Source organism: Streptomyces sp. NPDC101132 (assembly GCF_044759225.1).
In the GTDB taxonomy this organism is placed as follows: Bacteria; Actinomycetota; Actinomycetes; order Streptomycetales; family Streptomycetaceae; genus Streptomyces.
Genome location: NZ_JBIVYX010000020.1, coordinates 12,576 through 31,885 on the forward strand (window position 1 = coordinate 12,576; position 19,310 = coordinate 31,885).

Genomic DNA, 19,310 nt, shown 5'->3' on the forward strand with positions numbered 1-19,310 from the left:
CGCCACGATAGGTACGGGCCGGGCACCCCGGAATCATGCGCGGGTCGCAGCCGCCCCCTGACCCGGTGTCAGGGTCACCCCCTACCACCGGAAGGGTTGACACCCGTCCCCGGCTCCGTGTCCGTCCCCGCCTCCGTCCCCGCCCCCGGCCGGCCCCGGAGCGCTTCGGCTGCGGCCGCGGCGGAGGTCCGGGCGTGGTCGCGGGCGGTGGCGGCCCGGGCGGTGTCGCCCAGGGCGTCGGCGAGGCGGGCCCGGGCGGACCAGTTGTACGAGCTGTCGGGCCGCAGCCCGGTCCGCTCGCTGATGAGCACGCGGGCCAGGTCGTGCCGTCCGGCGCCGAGCGCGGAGTCGACGAGCGTCCGCTGGAGGGCGTCGCGCTGCGCGTGGCTGCCCCCGAACTCGTGCAGCCTGCGGCGCAGCGGCCACAGCAGCTCCACGACCCGGGTGTGGTCGCCCCGGCCGTGTGCGAGCAGCGCCTCGCACGCGGGCAGTCCGATGTCGGCCGTCATCCGGCGGTTGGTGACGACGTCGGCGCTTCCCGCGGCCAGCCACCGCCGCCGGTCGGCGATGAGCCGCTCCGCCGCCCCGAACCGCTCGGCGCCCACGTAGGACATGACCGCGTGGACGTCGTTGAACGCGTAGAACGGCGGGTCGGCCCGCGCGGCCCACGCGTCGGCCAGCGCCTCCCAGCGGGCCGTCGGCCGCGCTCCCGCGAGCCGGATCCGCCACAACAGCGCCGCCGCGTCCAGCAGTTCCATCGCCAGCCCCGCCGAACCCTCGTGGTGCAGGGAGGCGTCGTAGATCGCCAGCGCGGTGTCGGTGTCCCCGGCCTCCAGGGCGTACAGGGCGTAGTGCCACCAGTTGTGGACGTCGAGGTAGTTGTCCCGCGTCCAGTGGGCGCGCCGGGCGTCGAGGTAGCCGATGCCCTCGGAGACGCGCCCCTGCATCTCGTACGTGTGGACGACGGCGTGGATCGCCCAGACATCGCGCGGGTCCTGCTCGACCGCGGCCAGTCCGGCCTCCTCGGCCTGCCGGTAGTGCCCGGACTCCTCCAGCCCGAACGCGTACATGCCGAGCACCAGGCCCCGGTGCGGATCCTCGGTGTCCCAGGCGGACAGGGCCCCGCCGATCCGGTCGCGCAGGCGCACGGCGTCGCCGGTGAAGAAGTCCAACTGGTGTCCGACGGCCAGGGCCAGCGCGTCGGTCGGGTACGCCGCGGACAGCTCCTCCAGCAGTCCGGAGGCGCCCCGCAGGTCTCCCGCCAGCCATGCCCCGGCCGCCTCGACGTGCAGGCGCTCGCGCGGCGGCAGGGCCGGGAGGTCCGTGCCGGCCACGTACCCGTCGAACCGCCGCCGGGCCGCGGCGGCGTCGCCCGGCTCGGTCCCCAGCACGCCCAGGTACGCGCCGAAGGCCTGCGCGAGCGGCGAGGCGGGCCCGCTGTCGAGGGCGTCGCCGACGGCCCCCTCGACCTCGGGGCTGAAGTGGAGCAGCGCCTCGACGGCGCGGTCCAGGTGCCCGGCCGTCTCCGGGGTGCACTCGTGCAGGGGGTTGCCGTACCGGTCCGTCACCATCGGGGATCACCTCGGCGCGCCTGGGGGATGGGATGGCGGGCGAGGCACGGGCACGCCGCCGTGGTCATCCTGCGCCGGTCGGCCCCGCGCCACGCCGCGAACACCCCAAGGCCCCCCGGCCGGAGGACGCGGAACCGGCTGCCGCCGCCCACGCCGCCCACGCCGGCCACGCCGGCCACGCCGCCCACGCCTCCCACGCCGCCCACGCCGGCCACGCCTCCCACGTCGGCCACGCCGCCCGAAGCGGCACCGTCCGGCGCTGCCGGACCGGGCCGCCCCCGCCCGGGCGACGACCGTCTGCCGTGCCGCGGCGTCGCCCGCCGGCCCGGCGCCGCCCCCTGCCCCCGTGCAGTCCCCACCCCGAGCCCGCCCGGCCATCCGGCCGGACCACCTCGGCTGCGGCCACGCCGGTCCTGCCGTGCGGCCGTACCGGCGTGGTGCGTGCAGGCCGCCCGGGCCCGGGTTCGGCTCGGCCCGGTGCGTCCGGGACCGCCCGGGCGTGGGGTTCGGACCGTCCCGGTGTGTCCCGGACTGTCCGGGCGCGGGGTCCGAGCGGCCCCCTACGCCCCGTTCTCCGCCACCACCAGTTCGCCCACCGATTCCGCGAGGACCGTGCGGGCCTCCTCCGGCATGGCGGTGTCCGTGACGAAGCGGTCGATCCGGTCCAGGGCGGCGAAGCCGCTGAGGCCGACCACCCCCCACTTGGTGTGGTCCGCGACCACCACCACCCGGCGGGCCGCGGCGACCAGCGCGCGGTTGGTCTGCGCCTCGGCCAGGTTCGGCGTGGTCAGTCCGGCCCGCTCCGACACCCCGTGCGCGCCCAGGACCAGCAGGTCCACGTGGAGCGAACCGATGACCAGGTCGGCCAGCGGCCCGACCAGGGCCGCCGACGGGGTGGGGGAGCCGCCGGTGAGCAGCAGTTCCGGCACCCGGTCGGCGCCGCGCTCGCGGGCGGCCGTCCGTACCAGCTCGGCCACCGGCAGGGAGTTGGTGACCAGCGTCAGCCGCTCCACCTCCAGCAGCCGGGCGGCGACCGCGCAGGCCGTGGTCCCGGCCGACACCGCGACCACCGAGCCCGGTTCCACCAGCGCGGCCGCGGCCCCGGCGATGGCCGCCTTCGCGGCGCCCTGGAGGGCGGACTTGGTGTCGTAGCCGGGCTCCTCGGCCCGGGTGCCCGATACGGCGACGGCCCCGCCGTACACCTTCTCCACCGCGCCGCGCGCGGCCAGCGCGTCGAGGTCCCGGCGGACCGTCATGTCGGACACGCCCAGGCGTTCCACCAGGTCAGCGACGCGCACCGCGCCATCGCGGCGCACCGCTTCGAGGATCAACGCTCGTCTCTGCTGGGCCAGTTGCACCGGCACAAAATAACACGCCCGCACACCCCCGTCTGTTGGATTCTGCGTGATTGTGTTTAGTCTTGGGGCGTGAAGAAGAGCATCGCGAAGCTCGCCGACGGCCGCGAGCTGATCTACTACGACGCGGACGACAGCGCCGTACGCGAGGACGTGCCCGACCCGCGCCCCCTGGACCGCGTCGTGAGCAACCCCGAGATCCGCCTCGACGAGGCGACCGGCGACCACGTCACCATCGCCTCCCACCGCCAGGCCCGCACCCACCGCCCGCCCGCCGACGAGTGCCCCCTCTGCCCCTCCCGGGACGGCCGGCAGACCGAGATCCCGGCACCCGACTACGAGGTCGCCGTCTTCGAGAACCGCTTCCCCTCCCTCGCGGGCCAGGCCGGCCGCTGCGAGGTGGTCTGCTTCACCCCGCAGCACGACACCGGCTTCGCCGGCCTCACCCCGGAACGCGCCCGCCTCGTCCTCGACGCCTGGACCGACCGCACCGCACAGCTCTCCGCACTCCCGGGCACCGAGCAGGTGTACGTCTTCGAGAACCGCGGCGCGGAGATCGGTGTGACCCTCTCCCACCCGCACGGCCAGATCTACGCCCTGCCGTTCACCACCCCGCGCACCGCCAAGATGACCGCCGCCGCGGCCCGGCACCGCGCCGCCACCGGCCGCAACCTCTTCGAGGACCTGCTCGCCCGCGCCCGCGCGGCCGCCGGACGGGTGGTCACCGCCGGGGAGCACTGGACGGCGTTCGTGCCGTACGCCGCCCGCTGGCCGTACGAGGTGCACCTCTACCCGCACCGCCGGGTGGCCGACCTGACCGGGCTCACCGAGGCCGAGCGGGCCGAGTTCCCCGGCCTCTACCTCGACCTGCTGCGCCGCTTCGACCGGCTCTTCGGCACGGCCGCCCCCACCCCCTACGTCTCCGCCTGGCACCAGGCGCCGCTCGTCGGGGGAGACGAACTCGCCCTGCACCTGGAGCTGTTCACCGTCCGGCGCGCCGCGGACAAGCTGAAGCACCCGGCCGGCACCGAGTCCGGCATGGAGGCCTTCATGAACGACGTGGCGCCCGAGACCGCGGCCCGGCGACTCAGGGACGCCCGGTGACCGGGGGAGGGGCACCGGCCGGCGCCGTGACCCCCGTCCACCCGATCGAGGCCGCCTTCGAGGACCGCTTCGGCACCGCGCCCGACGGGGTCTGGGCCGCTCCCGGCCGGGTCAACCTCATCGGCGAACACACCGACTACAACGACGGCTTCGCCCTCCCCATGGCCCTGCCGCAGACCACCCGCGCCGCCGCCCGCCGCCGCACCGACACGCTCCTGCGCCTGCACAGCACCCGCTCCGAGGGCGCCGTCACCGAGGTCCGCCTGGACGCCCTCGCCCCGGGCACCGTGCCCGGCTGGGCCCGCTACCCCGCGGGCGTGGTCTGGGCGCTCGCCGAGGCCGGACACCCGGTCGGCGGCGCGGACCTGCACATCGACAGCACCGTGCCCACCGGCGCCGGCCTGTCCTCCTCCGCCGCCCTGGAATGCGCGGTGGCCGCCGCCTACGACGACCTGTACGGGCTCGGCCTCGGCCGCACCGAACTGGCCCGCGCCGCCCAGCGCGCCGAGCACGTCTTCGCCGGCGTGCCCTGCGGGATCATGGACCAGATGGCCTCCGTCTGCGCCACCGAGGGCGCCGCCCTGCACCTCGACAGCCGCACCCTGGAACACCGGCAGGTCCCCCTCGACCTCGCCGGCCACGGCCTGGAACTGCTGGTGGTCGACACCCGGGTGAGCCACGACCTGGCCGACGGCGCGTACGCCGCCCTGCGCGCCGGCTGCGAACGCGCCGCCCGGCTCCTCGGCCTGCCGGCGCTCCGCGACCTCGCCCCGGACGGCCTCGCCGCGGCCCTCACCGCGCTGCCGGCGGAGCTGGCACCGCTGGTGCGGCACGTGGTCACGGAGAACGCCCGGGTCGAGGCGGCCGTGGCCCGCCTCGACGCGGGCGACGTCCCGTCCCTCGGTCCGCTGCTGACGGAGGGTCACGCCTCCCTCCGCGTGGACTACGGCGTCTCGTGCGCGGAGACCGACCTGGCGGTCACCGCGGCCCTCGGCGCCGGAGCCCTCGGCGCCCGGATGACGGGCGCGGGCTTCGGCGGCTGCGTCATCGCCCTCACCCCGACCGCCCTCACCGGCACGGTCGGCGACGCCGTCACCACCGCCTTCCGCGCCGCCGGCCACCGCCCCCCGCACCTCCTCACGGCCACCCCCTCGGCAGGCGCGACCCGCACCGCCTGACCGGCCCGCGGCACGGGGACAGGAGACCCGTCGGCCGGGGGTCAGGAGGTCCACCGGCCGCGGTCAGGAGGTCCACCGGCCGGGGTCAGGAGGTCCACCGGCGGGCGTCAGGAGACCCGCGCCACCGCCACCAGGGCCGCGTCGTCGCCCAGGCGGCCGCCCGGGACGTGGGCCAGGAGGTCCGCGCGCAGGGCGTCCAGGAGCGCGCGGGGACTCCGGCCGGACCAGGACGCCAGGCGGTCGGCCAGCGGGTAGAACGCCCCGGCCTCGTCCCGGGCCTCGATCACCCCGTCCGTGTAGAGCAGCAGCAGGTCGCCCGGCTCGAAGACGAAGGCCTGCACCCCGTAGCCCTCGGGCGCGAACTCCGCCAGGCCCAGCGGCGGCGCCGGCTCCGCCACGTCGAGGCTCGTCACGGTGCCCCCGCGGAGCAGCAGCGGCGGCGGGTGGCCGCAGTCGACCAGGTGCAGTACGTGCTCCCCGTCCGGTACGTCGAGCACCGCGGCGGTGATGAACGCCTCCCCGCGGTCGTCCGCGGCATCGGGTTCCGGCTCCGGCGCCACCGTGCCCTCCAGGTACGCCACCAGGGCCGGCAGGTCCGCCTCCTGGTGGGCGGCCGCGCGGAACGCCCCCAGCACCAGCGCCGCGTCCCCGACCGCCGCCAGCCCCTTGCCGCGTACGTCGCCCACGATGAACCGGGTGCCCCGGGCGGTCCGCGCCGCCGCGTACAGGTCGCCGCCGATCCGGGCCTCCGCCTCCGCCGCCAGGTACACCGAGGCCACCCGCAGCGGCCCGAGCCGCTCGCGCGGCGGACGCAGCACCACCTGCTGCGCGGCCTCGGCGACCGTGCGCAACTGGACCACCTGGCGCTCGTGCTGCTCCCGCAGGTACGCGAAGAACGTGACGATCACCGAGATCAGGATCAGCGCGGTGATCTGGAAGGTGTGGTTCAGGTCGGTGAGGGTGGTACGGGTCACCGAGACCACCGCCTGCGCGAGGACCGCCACCAGCCCGACCAGTGCCGTGGCCCGGGGCCCGGCGAAGGAGGCCGTCAGCGCCGGGGCGGCCGCCAGGAAAGGCCCCAGGTGCACCTCGGGCGGCGCCAGCACGTCCACCACCGTCACCACCGCGATCAGCGCCAGCGGCACCGCGAGCAGCGCGTGGCGTGGTCCCTCCCCGGCCCTTCCGCGGCCGCGGCCCCCACGGGTCCAGTGATCCATCGTTCCTGCATACACCGTGACCGGGCCCCGCCGCCGCAGGCCCGCCAGGGGCCGTCGAAGCTCGCCCCCGGGCCCTGGCAGACTGGGCCCGCACCAGATGAAGGAGACGTCCGCATGTCCGTGGTCGGCAATCTGCGCAAGGTGGCCCGCATGGCCCGCCGCCTGCGCCCCGTGGACCTCAGCCATCCCGCGCGCTCCCCGCTCGGTTCCACGGTGGTCAACTGCATCACCTACCGCGACGGGCAGCGGCACGGCGGGTTCCGCTCGGTGTCTGAGGCGCTGGCCAGGGTGCGCAAGGACGGCGAGGGCTTCCTGTGGCTCGGGCTGCACGAGCCCGGCGAGGAGGAGTTCGCCGGGGTCGCGGAGCTGCTCGGGCTGCACCCGCTGGCCGTCGAGGACGCGGTCCACGCCCACCAGCGGCCCAAGGTCGAGAGCTACGGCGACGTGCTCTTCGCCGTCTTCAAGTCCGTCTGCTACGTCGAGCACGAGCGGCTCACCTCGACCAGCGAGGTGGTCGGCACCGGCGAGATCATGGTCTTCGCCGGGCCCGACTTCGTCGTCACCGTCCGGCACGGCCACCACGGCTCCCTGGGTCCGCTCCGCGAGGCCCTGGAGGCCGACCCGGACCAGCTCGCCAAGGGGCCGGCCGCCGTACTGCACGCCATCGCCGACCACGTCGTGGACGAGTACCTGGCCGTGGCCGACGCCGTCCAGAACGACATCGACCAGGTCGAGGCGGAGGTCTTCGCCGCGGACGGCGCGCGCGGCGCCGACCCGGGCCGCATCTACCAGCTCAAGCGGGAGCTGCTGGAGCTCAAGCGGGCCGTGGTCCCGCTGGCCCGGCCGGTGCAGCAGCTCGCCGGGCAGCCGATGGCCGGCATCGACGCGGAGATACGGACCTACTTCCGCGACGTCGGCGACCACCTGACCCGGGTCACCGAGCAGATCGCCTCGTTCGACGCGCTGATCGACTCGATCCTCCAGGCCCACCTGGCGCAGGTGACGGTGGCCCAGAACGAGGACATGCGCAAGATCACCGCCTGGGCCGCGATCGTCGCCGTGCCGACCATGGTGTGCGGCGTGTACGGCATGAACTTCGACCACATGCCGGAGCTGCGCTGGACCTACGGCTACCCGCTGGTCCTGGGCGTGATGGCGGTGGCCTGCTTCGTCATCCACCGCGGCTTCCGGCGGAACGGATGGCTGTGACCCCCCTGCTCGTGGTGGACGGCGCCAACGTCGTCGGCTCCGTGCCGGACGGCTGGTGGCGCGACCGGCGGGGCGCCGCCGAGCGGCTCCGGGACCACCTCGCCACCCGCGCCGAGGGCGAGGAGATCGTGCTGGTCGTCGAGGGCGCGGCCCGCGGCGTGGCCTCCGTGCCCGGGGTCCGCGTGGACGAGGCGCCGGGCAGCGGCGACGACCGGATCGTCGAACTCGCGGCCGCCGCCGCGGAGCAGGGCCGCACCTGCGTGGTCGCCACCGCCGACCGGGAGCTGCGCGAACGGGTCCGCCGGCACGGCGCGGAGTGCATCGGCCCGCGCACGGTCCACCCCAAGGGCTGACGGCCCTCCGTCCCCGGCCGCCCGGCTGACGCCCCTCCGCGCGGCGAGCACGCCGCCGACCGCGTCAACGGCCGCTCCGGCCGGCCGCCCCCGCCGCCTCCGGGCCGGGGACGGGTGTGCCGGCAGCGTCGGTACCGGCAGCGTCGGTACCGGCAGCGGCGGTGGCGGCCCCGGCCGTGCCGGCCTCGCTGGTGCCCTCCGCCCTGACGCCGCTCCCGGTGGTGTCCGGCCGCGGTGGGGAGCCGGGGGCCGGGGCGGGGCGGGTCCACAGCAGGGCGCCCGCCAGCAGGACCGCGGCGGCCAGCAGCCAGGGGCCCGGCCCGGCCGGCAGGGCGCTGACCACCAGGCCGGTGAGCGCGCCGGCCAGCTGGAGGGCCAGGGACTGCACGGACAGCGCGGTGGCGCGGCCCGCGCTCGGGACGCGGCCGTGCAGCAGCTCGTTCTCGTTCGGCCCGGCGATGCCGAAGCCGAGGTAGACCAGGCCGTATCCGGTGACGGCCAGGGCCGCGGGGGCCGGTCCGTCGGCGGCCGCGGTCACGCCGAGCAGGGTCAGCCCGCCCGCGCCGGCGGCGAAGCCCGCGAGGACGGCGCGCTCGCCGCTGCCGGTCAGCCGCGCGGCGAGCGGTGCCAGGTGACTGCCTGCCGCGGAACAGACGAAGCCCGCGCAGGCCAGGCCCGCGAAGAGCGCGGCGCCCGACTCCGGGGCCCCGGTGAGGGCCGCGGCCCGGCCCGGGGTGAGCAGTTCGAGCGCGGCCAGGCCGCTGCCCGCGGCGGCCGCGGCGAGCAGCACCCGCCGGACCAGCCGGTCGCGCCCGCCCAGCCGCAGTCCCGCCGCCACGGTGGCCGGTATGCCGCGCAGGACGCCGGCCACGGTGGCGGCCGGCCGGGGCGGCTCGCGGAGCGCGGTCAGCACGTACAGCACGAACACGAGCAGCCCGGCGGCACCCAGCAGCGGCGGTACGGAGAGCGGCAGGACCGGCCCGGGCAGGGCGGCGTGGCCCAGCAGCCAGGGCAGGGCGCCGCCCAGCAGGGTGCCCGCGGCGAGGGCGGCGGAGGTGGCGGCACTGCCGCGGGCCAGGCCGGTGCGCAGGTCGGCTTCGGGGCTGGCGGCCTGGACGGTGTCGACGTACCAGGCCTCGGCCGGTCCGCTGGAGAGGGCGCGGGCCGCGCCCATGAGGACCGTGCCGGCGGCGAGCACCCAGGTGGTGGTGCCGAGGGCCAGGAGCAGGAGGGCGGCGAGGTTCAGCAGTCCGGCGGCGGTGAGCACGGCGCGTCGCCCCAGGACGTCGGAGAGCCCGCCGGTGGGCAGCTCCAGGACGGCGGCGGTGAGGGAGTGCGCCGCGAGGAGGCCGGCCACGGCCGCCACGGTCATGCCGCGCTCGGTGAGCAGCAGGACGAGCGGGGCGATCGTCAGACCCATGGGGAGCCAGAACAGGGCGCAGGCCGTGGCGTAACGGCGGCGCGCGGTCCGGGAGTCGAGGGGGGCGGTCACTCGGCACCTCCGGCGTGCGCCGAGGCATCGGCCGCGGCCTCGGGGCCGGTCGCGGCTTCCGCTTCGGCCGCCGCCCCTGCGCCGGCCGGAGCCTCGCCGTCGGCCGGCGGGGCCGGCTGGTGCGGCGCCAGGGGGAAGCCGGCGGCGAGGAAGACCACCTGGGCGGCGCGCGGGTCCCCGGCGTCCCTGGCGGTCAGCTCGCCGAGGGTGCGCTCGACGACCGCCCACAGCTCGGTCAGCGACTCGGGCGTCAGCACGGGCAGCAGGTCGGTGATGCCGGACGGCTCCAGCCACTCCTCGCCCAGCCGTCCCTCGGCGACGTCCGTCTCGTGCCGCACGAGGGAGTCCTGCAGGTGCTCGACCTGGCGCCGTCGTGCGAGGCCGACGAAGGCGCGGCTGCCCGCGGTGGCCTCCATGGCGCGGTTGTCCCAGGAGGTGACCGCGTGCACGGCCTGCCAGCGGCGCTCCCGGCCGTCGCGGTTCCGGGCCCCGGCGACGAACGCGTACTTCGCCAGCACCCGCAGGTGGTAGCTGGTGGACGCGGAGGACTCGCCGGTCAGCACCGCGAGTTCGCTCGCCGTCGACGGACCGTGCTGCCGCAGCAGTCCGAGCAGCCGGATGCGCAGGGGGTGGGTGAGTGCCTTGAGTGCCGCGGCGTCCCGGCTGGGGTCGAGGACCCGTCTCTGCTCTTCGCTGACCATGCCCCCGAGCGTAGGGCCCGACGATCGGTCTGCAAAAGAATTTTTGCAAAAATCTTTTGGGGGACGGGTCCGGAACCCGGTCAATCCGGGCGCGCCGGGGGTGGGGTGGCCGGCGCCGGGGGCCGGGTGGCTAGTGTTCTGAGCGGACTGTGCCGGTTTCCACCGAGACGGGCGCATGGCCGGGCCGCCGTGGACCACGGCAGGCAGCGCGGCGCCGCGCGTCGGCCGTTCCTCCTGCCCCCCGTCCGCCGAGCCGCCCGAGACAGCCCTGCCATGCCCACGCACCCCGCGGCGCCCCTGCCGCACGCCCCCGAGCCCCCCGTCGCCGTGCCCGTACGGGCCCCCGCCCGGCCGACGCCCGTGGCCGCCGCGCACAGCATCAGCGCCGTGACCGCGGTCCTGCTGACCCTGGTCGGCATCGGCGCGATGATCCACGAGCCGGTGCTCATACCCTCCCTGGCCGCCAGCGCCGCCCTGGTCCACAGCGCCCCGGCGCTGCCCCTGGCCCAGCCCCGCAGCGTCATCGCGGGCCACCTGATCGGCGCCCTGGTCGGCTACGGCGTACTCGCCGGGCTGGGCAGCAGCCCCTGGGCGGCGGCCGTCGCCGGCGGCCTCACCCTCGCCCTCACGATGGCCGCGCGCACCCCCCACTCCCCGGGCTGCGCCAGTTCCGTGATCGTGGTGCTCCAGACCCCGGAACCGGACACCTTCGTGCCGCTCCTCCTCGGCGCCACCGTCCTCCTGGTCCTCACCGGCTGCCTGGCCTCCCGCATCCGCCCGGGCGCCACCCGCTACCCGGCGTACTGGTGGTGACCGGGAGTCGCACCGGTCCGCCCCTCAGCCGCCCAGGGTGAGGACGTCCAGCAGGGGCGGGGACGGCGGCCAGGGCGGGGACGGAAGGGCGGACGCCAGGCGCAGGGCGCCCAGCAGGGGCGGGCCGTCGGGGGCCGTCCAGCGGGCGTCCGGCAGGTGCGCGGCCACGTGGCGGCGTACCGCGTCGGCGAGCCCCGGAAGCCGGAACAGCCCACCCGTCAGGCACAGGTGGGGGGAGGGGAGTCCGGCCGCGGCGGCCGTCGCGCTCGCCGCGATCTCCTCCGCGGCCCGGTCGAGGACCAGTGCCGCCACCGGGTCGCCCTCCGCGGCGGCCCGGCCCACCGCGGGCGCGAACCCCGCCAGCAGCCCGGCCCGGTCGGCCCGCGGCTGCAGCGCCGCGGGCAGTCCCGCCACCGGGCCGAACTCCTCGGCGGCCAGGGCCAGCAGGGCCGCCGAACCGCCCGCCCGGCCGTCGTGCTGCCGCAGCGCCGCCTCCAGACCGGCCCGCCCGATCCACGCGCCCCCGCCGCAGTCGCCCAGCAACTGCCCCCATCCGTCGGCCCTGCGCCACCCCTCCGCCGGGTGGGAGCCGACGGCCACCAGCCCGGTGCCGCCCGCCACGACCACGCCGTGGCGGGTCCCCAGTGCGCCGATGTGGGCCGTGACCGCGTCGCTGGCCAGGGCGAGGTACCGGGCCCCGGTCTCCCGCGCCAGCGGCCCCGGCAGCCGGGCGGCCAGGTCGCGGCCCAGCAGGGCCATGCCCGTGGCGCCCACCGCGACGGCCTCCGCCCCGGCCGCGCCCGCCGCGTCCAGCAGCCCGCGCAGCGCGGGCAGCACGGCGGCCAGCAGTGCCTCCCCGTCGTGCCCGGCCGCCGTGATCCTGGCCGGGGCGGCGAGTTCGGCGGTCCGCGCCGCCTCGAGGGAGGCCGGCCGGCCGCTCCGCGCGAGGGCGATCCGGATCCCCGTACCCCCGACGTCGATCCCCGCGAACCAGGGCTCCCCGGCTCCGTCGGACATGACGTACCTCCTTCGCTTTCCGGCCAGCTTCGCGGTGTGAGGCCGACCATAGCGGCACCGTTTTGCAGAAGATCTTTCAGATCTACGCGGGAAGAATGAAAGATCTTCAGTTGGCGGGCCGGGGAACCACATCCTCCGCAAGATCCCCGAAATGGTTGCATGGACAACTTATGGGGTGATGTCCGGATCGCGGCCAACCTGCCGGCCGCCGTTTCCGGGCCGCCGTCACCCGCTGGTACTCATCGCCTTGCGCCGCGTACGACAAGCACACCGCGGCGCCGGAAACCCGTACCACCACGTACCACCAGGGGGGACACCCATGTCCGTCATGACCCGACGCCGCGCTCTCGGCGTCACCGCCTCCGCGGCCGCCGCGCTCGCCGTGGCCGGCGCCACCGGTGCCGCGGCCGCCGGCTCCGCGGACCACGCGGACCACACCGGCCACACCGCGCCCGGCTCCTTCGACGAGGTCTACAAGGGCCGCCGCATCCAGGGCGGTCCGACCGCCCACGGCGGCCACCACGGCGACCACGGCGGCGGCCACTCCGTCCGCATCGACGGCCAGGAGCTGCACATCATGCGCAACGCCGACGGCACCTGGATCAGTGTGGTCAACCACTACGAGACCTACCGCGACCTGCGCTCGCTCGCCCGGGCCGCCGTGGTCGAGCTCCAGGGCGCCAAGCTCGTGCCGCTCGCCACCGCCTGACGGCCTGACGGCCCGACGGCGGACCGACCGGGACCGCCCGACCGGGACCGCCCGACCGCCGGCCCCGGGCCGGGGCCTGCCGATGCGGGACACCCTGACCACGTGACCCCCGCACACCACCGACCGACCACCGCACCACCCCAGAAAGACACGGGGACGTACCAGTGACCATACGCAAGAACCAGGCCACGCTGACCGCCGACGAGAAGAAGCGATTCGTCAACGCGGTGCTGGAGCTCAAGCGCGCCGGGACCTACGACACCTTCGTCAGCACCCACAACTCCTTCATCATGAGCGACACGGACTCGGGCGACCGCGTCGGCCACCGCTCGCCCTCCTTCCTGCCCTGGCACCGGCGCTTCCTGCTGGAGTTCGAGCAGGCCCTCCAGGCCGTCGACCCGACCGTGGCCCTGCCCTACTGGGACTGGAGCACCGACCGCACCACCCGCGCCTCCCTCTGGGCCCCGGACTTCATGGGCGGCAACGGCCGCGCCCGCGACGGCCAGGTGATGGACGGCCCGTTCGCGTACTCCGGCGGCAAGTGGGAGCTCAACGTCCGCGTGGACGGCCGCCCCTACCTGCGCCGCGCCCTCGCCTCCTCGGTGGCCCAGCTGCCGACGAAGGCCGAGGTGGACAGCGTGCTCGCCATGGCCACGTACGACGAGGCGCCCTGGAACAGCGCCTCCAACGGCTTCCGCAACCACCTGGAGGGCTGGCGCGGCGTCAACCTCCACAACCGCGTGCACGTCTGGGTCGGCGGCCAGATGGCCACCGGCGCCTCGCCCAACGACCCGGTGTTCTGGCTGCACCACGCCTACATCGACAAGCTGTGGGCCGACTGGCAGCGCCTGCACCCCGGTTCGACGTACCGGCCCGCGGCCGGCACCGCGAACGTGGTGGACCTGAAGGACACCATGCGGCCGTGGAACAACGTCACGCCGTCCGACATGCTCGACCACACCCGCCACTACACCTTCGACACGGCGGCGTGACACCCGCCTGACGGGACGAACCCGAGGGGCGGGGGAGGGGCCGGGACGGGCCGGGGAAGGACCGGACGGGGCCGGGGGCGGGTCCGCGGGAGGGGGAGCGAATCCGCCACCCCCGCCCCGCCCCCTGGCGCCGCACCGGCGTCCGCGCTTCACTCTGGGCCCATGAGACGACAGCGGATCATGAGCATGATCAGCGGGCTCGCCCTCGTGGCGGGCTCGCTGTTCGCGGGCGCCTCCCTCGCCCGGGCGGACACCCCGCCCGCCGAGTTCGGCACCGACTGGCACGACCCGATCACCGCGGACCCGCCCCTCACCCGGCCCGCGGGCCGCTCCTGCGAAGTCACCCTCGCCGCCGCGCAGTTCCGGGACTTCACGCCGTACCGGGGGAGCTACACACCCCCGGAGGCCTGCCCGGGTCCCTGGGCCAAGGTGGTGCTCCGGCTCGACGGGAAGGTCAAGGGCCGCCAGTACGACCGCCTCGGCAACCTCACCGTCGACGGCGTCGAGATCCTGCGCACCTCCACCCCGCAGCCCTCGCCCGACGGCATCACCTGGTCCGTCGAGAAGGACGTCACCCGGTACACCGACACCCTCCGCCGGCCGGGCGCCGTCGAGATGCTCATCGGCAACGTCGTCAACGACACCTACACCGGCGTCCTCGACGTCCGCGTCACCCTCACCTTCCACACCGGACGCCCGGCCGCCGGCCCCGGCCGCGGAACCGGCGGTGGCGCCCCCGGAACCGCCCGCGGCACCGACCGCGCCGTCCCCGACCGCGTGCTGCCCGTCACCGCCGCCCCCGTCACGACCCCGCGCAACACCGAGCGCCTCCTCGCCGAGGTGTACGCCACCGGCTCCGGCGGCGGCTGCGAGGAATACTGGTACCTCACCGTCCCGGACGCCGCCCCGTACTCCTGCAAGGCGGCCGAAGGCCCGTACCGCGAGGTCCGGATCTCGGTCGACGGCCGGCTCGCCGGCATCGCCGCCCCCTTCCCGACCGTCTGGACGGGCGGCTGGTCCAACCCCTTCCTCTGGTACGTCACCCCGGGCCCCCGCGCCTTCGACGTCCAGCCCGTCACCTACGACCTCACCCCCTTCGCCGCGCTCCTCAACGACGGCCGCCCGCACGCCGTCGAGGTCTCCGTGGCCGGCGTCCCGGCCGGGCAGAGCGGCTGGAGCGTCCCGGCCAACCTGCTGCTCTGGCAGGACCACGGCCGCCGCACCGTCACCGGCGCCCTCACCCGCCACCAGCAGACCGAACCCGTCAACACCCCCCGGTACACGGCCGGTTCACCACACCGCCTGGACACCACCGGCGGCCACTCGCTCACCGTCTCCGGCTACCTCGACACCTCCCACGGCCGTGTCACCACCACCGTCACCCGCACCCTCGCCCACACCTCCGCGCACACGTGGACCGACGGGGAGGACCGCGACGCGCTGACCGCCGAGTGGCGCGACGACGAGACCGTCACCACCGGCGGCGTCACCACCCGCACCGCCCGCACCCACACCATGGACGGCGAGACGACCCTGGGCGCCGACAGCCGCCTGCGCACCGTCCTCGGCCTCGGCGACCGCGCCGACACCACGGTGTACCGTCCCGGCCGCCCCGCCTCCCGGACCCGCCTGGACCACACCTACACCGGCGACGCCACCTACACGTACGGCGTCCCGCGCGACCAGCGCCACGCGGTCGGCACCACCACCGACCGCTACCGCCTGCGCACCCCCGACGGCTGCTACGACCACACCCTGCGCACCGCCCAGGGCGTCCTCGTGGAGGACAGCAGCGGCTGCTGACGGCTGGTCACCCCGGCCCCCGCGGTCGGTCTCCGCCCCGGCCGCGGTGCCCGGGGCGGAGGGGCAGGGGGCGCTCCTGCAGCCCTCTGACCAGCACATGTGCCGGAACGGCCACGGACACCGGCACACCGGCAGGTGGCCCATAATTGTGCCTGCTCGCGGGGTGGGCCAGGCGAGCAGGCACAACTCAAAGGGGACGCGCCAGATGGCACAGGGAGCGGACGGGACCACCGGGCGGGGAAGGCCGGAGACCGAACTGTCCGCGGAGATGCGCCGGATGAAGGAGGCCGCGCGGCTCAGCTACAACCGGCTCGCGGACAGGACGCACTACAGCCGCTCCTCCTGGGAACGCTTCCTCAACGGCAAGCAGGTGCCCACCAGGGTCGCCGTCGAGGAGTTCGCGACCGCCGCCGGAGCGGACCCGCGGCCGCTGCTCGCCCTCCTCGACCGGCTCGACCGGAACCCCGCCGCCCCGGCCGCGGCTCCCGCTGCCGCCGCCGCGGGCGGGGGCGCAGCAGCCCCCCGACCAGCGGAGGCGGAGCCGGTGTCCGCGCCCGGCGTGCCGTCGGATCCCGCGGCCGCGGCGGGTACGGGCGCTGCGGGTACGGGCGCTGCGGGTACGGGCCGTTCGGATACGGGCCGTTCGGGTACGGGCCCGTCGGATACGCGTCCCCAGCCGCCGGCCGCTGCGGCATCCGCGCCACCGTCCGCGCCGGAGCCGGTCCCGGCTGCGGAGCCGGCGGCGGGGCCGGGCCCGCAGCCGGGGCGCGCCGCCGTGCCGGTGCCCGGTGCCGACGCCGCCGCGCCCGTGCCCGTACCGGCCGCGCCCCACCCCGTACCCGGGGCCTCCGCCGCAGCCGACCACGACCACCGCACCCCGCGGGCCCGCCGCCGCACCGTCCTGGCGATGGCGGCCTGCGCCCTGGCCGGAGCCGTGCTCGGCAGCGTGCTCACCGTCATCGGCCTCAGCGGCGTGGTCGGCGCCTCCGGCGGCGCCCACGCGGCGTTCGGCTCCCAGGGGAGGTCCGCCACCACCCCGACCGCCGGCACCGGCACCGAGGCCCCGGCCCCCCGCCCCACCGGCCCCGTCAGGACCGGCTGCAAGAGCGACACCTGCCTGCTCCGCGAACCCCAGGCCATGGACTGCCACTGGGACGCCACGACCGTACGCAAGACCTGGCTGCGCGGCATGAGCATCCAGCTGCGCTACAGCCCGGCCTGCCAGGCGGTCTGGGGCCGCATCGAGGCCGGGAACATCGGGGACACCGTCACCATCCGCGACCGGCGGGGCCTGTCCGACCAGGCCGCCATCCGGATGGAGCACGACACGTACACGCGGATGCTCGCGGTCACCCCCCAGGAGCCCTGGGAGACGATCACCGTCTGCGGCTCCATCCCGGCCCAGAAGGAAGAGGAGTGCTCCCCGCTCGGCGGCGTCAAACCCTAGTCACCGCCGCACCCCGCCGCCGCCTCCCGCAGGACCCGTTCGAGGAATCCTTGACCTCAATCGGACTTGAGGTCCTAGCGTCGGGGCCATGGACATGGAGATCACGGCCTGGCAGTCGCTGCACAGCACGATGAACGCCCAGACCCACCGGCGGCCCTTCGACCGGGCCACCCTGCGCCGCATCGGGACCTTCGCCCGCCCCCACTCCCGGCGCATCGGCCTCTACCTGCTGGTCAGCGTGGCGACCGCGCTGCTCGCGGTCGCCACCCCGCTGCTCGCGGGCCGCGTCGTCAACGCCATCGTCGGCCGCGGCGACTCCGGCACGGTGGTCCGCCTCGCCGTGCTCATCGCCGGCATCGCGCTCGCCGAGGCGGCCCTCGGACTCGTCGGCCGCTGGCTCTCCGCCAACCTCGGCGAAGGCCTCATCCTCGACCTGCGCACCGCCGTCTTCGACCACGTCCAGCGGATGCCGGTGGCCTTCTTCACCCGCACCCGCACCGGAGCCCTCGTCAGCCGGCTCAACAACGACGTCATCGGCGCCCAGCGGGCCTTCAGCAACACCCTCTCCGGCGTGGTCGGCAACCTCGTCACCCTCCTGCTGACCCTCACCGTGATGCTGGGCATCTCCTGGCAGATCACCCTCCTGGCACTCGTCCTGCTCCCCGTGTTCGTGCTCCCCGCCCGCCGGATGGGCCGCCGCATGGCCGGCCTCCAGCGCGAGGCCGCCGACCTCAACGCCGCCATGGGCACCCGTATGACGGAACGCTTCTCCGCCCCCGGTGCCACCCTCGTGAAGCTCTTCGGCCGGCCCGCCGAGGAGTCCGCCGAGTTCGCCGCACGCGCCGGCCGGGTCAGGGACATCGGCGTCCGCACCGCCATGGCGCAGTCCGCCTTCATCACCGCCCTCACCCTCGTCTCCGCCCTCGCGCTCGCCCTCGTGTACGGACTCGGCGGCGTCCTCGCCCTCGACGGGCGGCTGGAGGCCGGCGCCGTCGTCGCCCTCGCGCTGCTGCTCACCCGGCTGTACGCGCCCCTGACCGCACTGGCCGGGGCCCGGGTCGAGGTGATGAGCGCCCTCGTCAGCTTCGAGCGGGTCTTCGAGGTGCTCGACCTCGAACCCCTCATCGCCCAGAAGCCGGACGCCCGGCCCGTCCCCGACGGCCCGGTCTCCGTGGAGTTCGACGGCGTCCGCTTCGGCTACCCCTCCGCCGACAAGGTGTCCCTCGCCTCCCTGGAGGAGACCGCCGTCCTCGACACCCGCGGCGGCACCGAGGTGCTGCGCGGCATCTCCTTCCGCGCCGAACCCGGCCAGATGGTCGCCCTGGTGGGCTCCTCGGGCGCCGGCAAGTCCACCATCGCCCAGCTGCTGCCCCGGCTCTACGACGCCGACGAGGGCACCGTACGGATCGCCGGGGTCGACGTGCGCGACCTGGACGCGGACTCGCTGCGCGGCACGCTCGGCATGGTCACCCAGGACGGCCACCTCTTCCACGACACCGTCCGCGCCAACCTCCTCCTCGCCCGCCCCGGCGCCACCGAGGGGGAGCTGTGGGAGGTGCTGCGCCGGGCCCGCCTGGACGGCCTCATCGCCGGCATGCCCGACGGCCTCGACACGGTCGTCGGCGAGCGTGGCTACCGGCTCTCCGGCGGCGAACGCCAGCGCCTCACCATCGCCCGCCTCCTCCTGGCCCGGCAGCGCGTGGTCATCCTCGACGAGGCCACCGCACACCTGGACTCCACCTCGGAGGCGGCCGTGCAGGAAGCGCTCGCCGAGGCGCTGGAAGGCCGCACGGCCGTGGTCATCGCCCACCGCCTGTCCACCGTGCGCGCCGCCGACCAGATCCTCGTCGTCGAGGACGGCCGCATCGTGGAACGCGGCCGCCACGAAGACCTCCTGGCCGCCGGCGGCCGCTACGCGGAACTCCACCGCACCCAGTTCGAGGGCGGCGCGGACAACCCCCCGGCGTCCGCCACCAGCACCGCGGACACCTCGGGGTCCGCGCAGTAGACCTCGACGTCACCGTCGCGGCCGCGGTCCGGCACCCGCTCCCACAGCCACTCGCGGCACGCCCGGCACGGGGTACGCGGGCGGCCCGGCTCGCCGCCGACGAGCGCGACCGCCCGCAACGCCATCCCCAGGCCTCCGTCGATGCCGAGGGTGTGTCCCCGGAGCGGGCAGCAGCCAGCCCGGTCCCCCTTCCCGGCCCGCAGCGGCACGACCACCGTGCCGTCCACGGTCAGCAGGGCCGCACCGCCACGGCGCGCCTGCTCCAGCAACCAGGCCGCCCGGGGCGGGATCCCCTGCCCCGGGCTCACCTCGAGCGTCATCGGACCGCCCCCTCCTTCGAG

17 protein-coding genes are annotated in these 19,310 nt (G+C 76.0%); 10 read left to right on the forward strand and 7 right to left on the reverse strand.

The genetic code is table 11. The features are described 5' to 3' along the window. Positions 1-74: 74 nt before the first annotated feature. Positions 75-1,571, reverse strand: coding sequence for a tetratricopeptide repeat protein (locus tag ACIQUR_RS32595; RefSeq protein ID WP_403672349.1), 1,497 nt, complete (start codon positions 1,569-1,571; stop codon positions 75-77). Between the two features lie 560 nt (positions 1,572-2,131). Next, entirely contained in the window at positions 2,132-2,929 is a 798-nt protein-coding gene (locus ACIQUR_RS32600; protein ID WP_403672351.1) for a DeoR/GlpR family DNA-binding transcription regulator, read from the reverse strand. 69 nt (positions 2,930-2,998) lie between these two features. Between ACIQUR_RS32600 and galT the strand changes: the two genes are divergently transcribed. Both galT and galK read left to right on the forward strand, forming a co-directional pair. Beyond that, a complete protein-coding gene (gene galT / locus ACIQUR_RS32605) occupies positions 2,999-4,030 on the forward strand; it encodes a galactose-1-phosphate uridylyltransferase (protein WP_403672354.1) in 1,032 nt (343 codons plus the stop codon). A 26-nt stretch (positions 4,031-4,056) separates the two neighbouring features. Next, positions 4,057-5,208, forward strand: coding sequence for a galactokinase (galK, locus tag ACIQUR_RS32610; protein ID WP_403672356.1), 1,152 nt, complete (start codon positions 4,057-4,059; stop codon positions 5,206-5,208). A gap of 107 nt (positions 5,209-5,315) precedes the next feature. Here the strand turns inward: galK and ACIQUR_RS32615 are convergent, their stop codons facing one another. Beyond that, positions 5,316-6,425 (reverse strand): PP2C family protein-serine/threonine phosphatase, encoded by a 1,110-nt coding sequence (locus ACIQUR_RS32615; RefSeq protein ID WP_403672358.1) that lies wholly within the window; start codon positions 6,423-6,425, stop codon positions 5,316-5,318. Between the two features lie 114 nt (positions 6,426-6,539). Between ACIQUR_RS32615 and ACIQUR_RS32620 the strand changes: the two genes are divergently transcribed. Beyond that, positions 6,540-7,634, forward strand: coding sequence for a magnesium and cobalt transport protein CorA (locus ACIQUR_RS32620; RefSeq protein ID WP_403672361.1), 1,095 nt, complete (start codon positions 6,540-6,542; stop codon positions 7,632-7,634). After that, positions 7,625-7,987: an NTP pyrophosphohydrolase gene (locus ACIQUR_RS32625; protein ID WP_403672364.1), complete on the forward strand. Its 363-nt coding sequence runs from the start codon at positions 7,625-7,627 to the stop codon at positions 7,985-7,987. Before ACIQUR_RS32620 ends, ACIQUR_RS32625 begins: the two co-directional genes overlap by 10 nt. A gap of 64 nt (positions 7,988-8,051) precedes the next feature. On the opposite strand, the gene ACIQUR_RS32630 is transcribed toward ACIQUR_RS32625, so the two are convergent. Next, positions 8,052-9,407, reverse strand: a complete 1,356-nt coding sequence (locus tag ACIQUR_RS32630) for an MFS transporter (RefSeq protein WP_403672704.1) — start codon at positions 9,405-9,407, stop codon at positions 8,052-8,054. A 68-nt stretch (positions 9,408-9,475) separates the two neighbouring features. Further along, positions 9,476-10,180, reverse strand: coding sequence for a helix-turn-helix domain-containing protein (locus ACIQUR_RS32635; protein ID WP_403672367.1), 705 nt, complete (start codon positions 10,178-10,180; stop codon positions 9,476-9,478). A 273-nt stretch (positions 10,181-10,453) separates the two neighbouring features. On the opposite strand from ACIQUR_RS32635, the gene ACIQUR_RS32640 reads away from it, so the two are divergent. Continuing rightward, a complete protein-coding gene (locus ACIQUR_RS32640; protein ID WP_403672370.1) occupies positions 10,454-10,993 on the forward strand; it encodes an HPP family protein in 540 nt (179 codons plus the stop codon). 24 nt (positions 10,994-11,017) lie between these two features. Here ACIQUR_RS32640 and ACIQUR_RS32645 read toward each other — a convergent pair whose 3' ends face one another. Further along, positions 11,018-12,010, reverse strand: a complete 993-nt coding sequence (locus tag ACIQUR_RS32645) for a BadF/BadG/BcrA/BcrD ATPase family protein (protein ID WP_403672373.1) — start codon at positions 12,008-12,010, stop codon at positions 11,018-11,020. A 319-nt stretch (positions 12,011-12,329) separates the two neighbouring features. On the opposite strand from ACIQUR_RS32645, the gene ACIQUR_RS32650 reads away from it, so the two are divergent. From ACIQUR_RS32650 to ACIQUR_RS32670, 5 genes are all read left to right on the forward strand, one after another. Continuing rightward, the gene (locus ACIQUR_RS32650; protein WP_403672376.1) at positions 12,330-12,719 is read left to right on the forward strand and encodes a tyrosinase cofactor; all 390 of its coding nucleotides are present in this window, start codon (positions 12,330-12,332) and stop codon (positions 12,717-12,719) included. 164 nt (positions 12,720-12,883) lie between these two features. Further along, positions 12,884-13,711, forward strand: a complete 828-nt coding sequence (locus ACIQUR_RS32655; protein WP_403672378.1) for a tyrosinase family protein — start codon at positions 12,884-12,886, stop codon at positions 13,709-13,711. Positions 13,712-13,873: 162 nt separating this feature from the next. Beyond that, positions 13,874-15,514 (forward strand): peptide-N4-asparagine amidase, encoded by a 1,641-nt coding sequence (locus tag ACIQUR_RS32660; protein ID WP_403672381.1) that lies wholly within the window; start codon positions 13,874-13,876, stop codon positions 15,512-15,514. A gap of 205 nt (positions 15,515-15,719) precedes the next feature. Next, positions 15,720-16,961: a helix-turn-helix domain-containing protein gene (locus ACIQUR_RS32665; RefSeq protein WP_403672384.1), complete on the forward strand. Its 1,242-nt coding sequence runs from the start codon at positions 15,720-15,722 to the stop codon at positions 16,959-16,961. Between the two features lie 88 nt (positions 16,962-17,049). Next, on the forward strand, positions 17,050-18,969 hold the full coding sequence (locus ACIQUR_RS32670) for an ABC transporter ATP-binding protein (RefSeq protein WP_403672386.1): 1,920 nt from the start codon (positions 17,050-17,052) through the stop codon (positions 18,967-18,969). On the opposite strand, the gene ACIQUR_RS32675 is transcribed toward ACIQUR_RS32670, so the two are convergent. Next, positions 18,873-19,289 (reverse strand): hypothetical protein, encoded by a 417-nt coding sequence (locus ACIQUR_RS32675; protein ID WP_403672389.1) that lies wholly within the window; start codon positions 19,287-19,289, stop codon positions 18,873-18,875. The two genes, ACIQUR_RS32670 and ACIQUR_RS32675, sit on opposite strands and share 97 nt — an antisense overlap. Positions 19,290-19,310: the final 21 nt, after the last annotated feature.

Excerpts from the sequence above, each read along its gene's own strand:
- ACIQUR_RS32595 (WP_403672349.1), bottom strand. The coding sequence starts at position 1,571 with ATGGTGACGGACCGGTACGGCAACCCCCTGCACGAGTGCACCCCGGAG.
- ACIQUR_RS32615 (WP_403672358.1), bottom strand. The coding sequence starts at position 6,425 with ATGGATCACTGGACCCGTGGGGGCCGCGGCCGCGGAAGGGCCGGGGAG.
- ACIQUR_RS32620 (WP_403672361.1), top strand. The coding sequence starts at position 6,540 with ATGTCCGTGGTCGGCAATCTGCGCAAGGTGGCCCGCATGGCCCGCCGC.
- ACIQUR_RS32625 (WP_403672364.1), top strand. The coding sequence starts at position 7,625 with ATGGCTGTGACCCCCCTGCTCGTGGTGGACGGCGCCAACGTCGTCGGC.
- ACIQUR_RS32630 (WP_403672704.1), bottom strand. The coding sequence starts at position 9,407 with ATGGGTCTGACGATCGCCCCGCTCGTCCTGCTGCTCACCGAGCGCGGC.
- ACIQUR_RS32635 (WP_403672367.1), bottom strand. The coding sequence starts at position 10,180 with ATGGTCAGCGAAGAGCAGAGACGGGTCCTCGACCCCAGCCGGGACGCC.
- ACIQUR_RS32640 (WP_403672370.1), top strand. The coding sequence starts at position 10,454 with ATGCCCACGCACCCCGCGGCGCCCCTGCCGCACGCCCCCGAGCCCCCC.
- ACIQUR_RS32645 (WP_403672373.1), bottom strand. The coding sequence starts at position 12,010 with ATGTCCGACGGAGCCGGGGAGCCCTGGTTCGCGGGGATCGACGTCGGG.
- ACIQUR_RS32650 (WP_403672376.1), top strand. The coding sequence starts at position 12,330 with ATGTCCGTCATGACCCGACGCCGCGCTCTCGGCGTCACCGCCTCCGCG.
- ACIQUR_RS32660 (WP_403672381.1), top strand. The coding sequence starts at position 13,874 with ATGAGACGACAGCGGATCATGAGCATGATCAGCGGGCTCGCCCTCGTG.
- ACIQUR_RS32665 (WP_403672384.1), top strand. The coding sequence starts at position 15,720 with ATGGCACAGGGAGCGGACGGGACCACCGGGCGGGGAAGGCCGGAGACC.
- ACIQUR_RS32670 (WP_403672386.1), top strand. The coding sequence starts at position 17,050 with ATGGACATGGAGATCACGGCCTGGCAGTCGCTGCACAGCACGATGAAC.
- ACIQUR_RS32675 (WP_403672389.1), bottom strand. The coding sequence starts at position 19,289 with ATGACGCTCGAGGTGAGCCCGGGGCAGGGGATCCCGCCCCGGGCGGCC.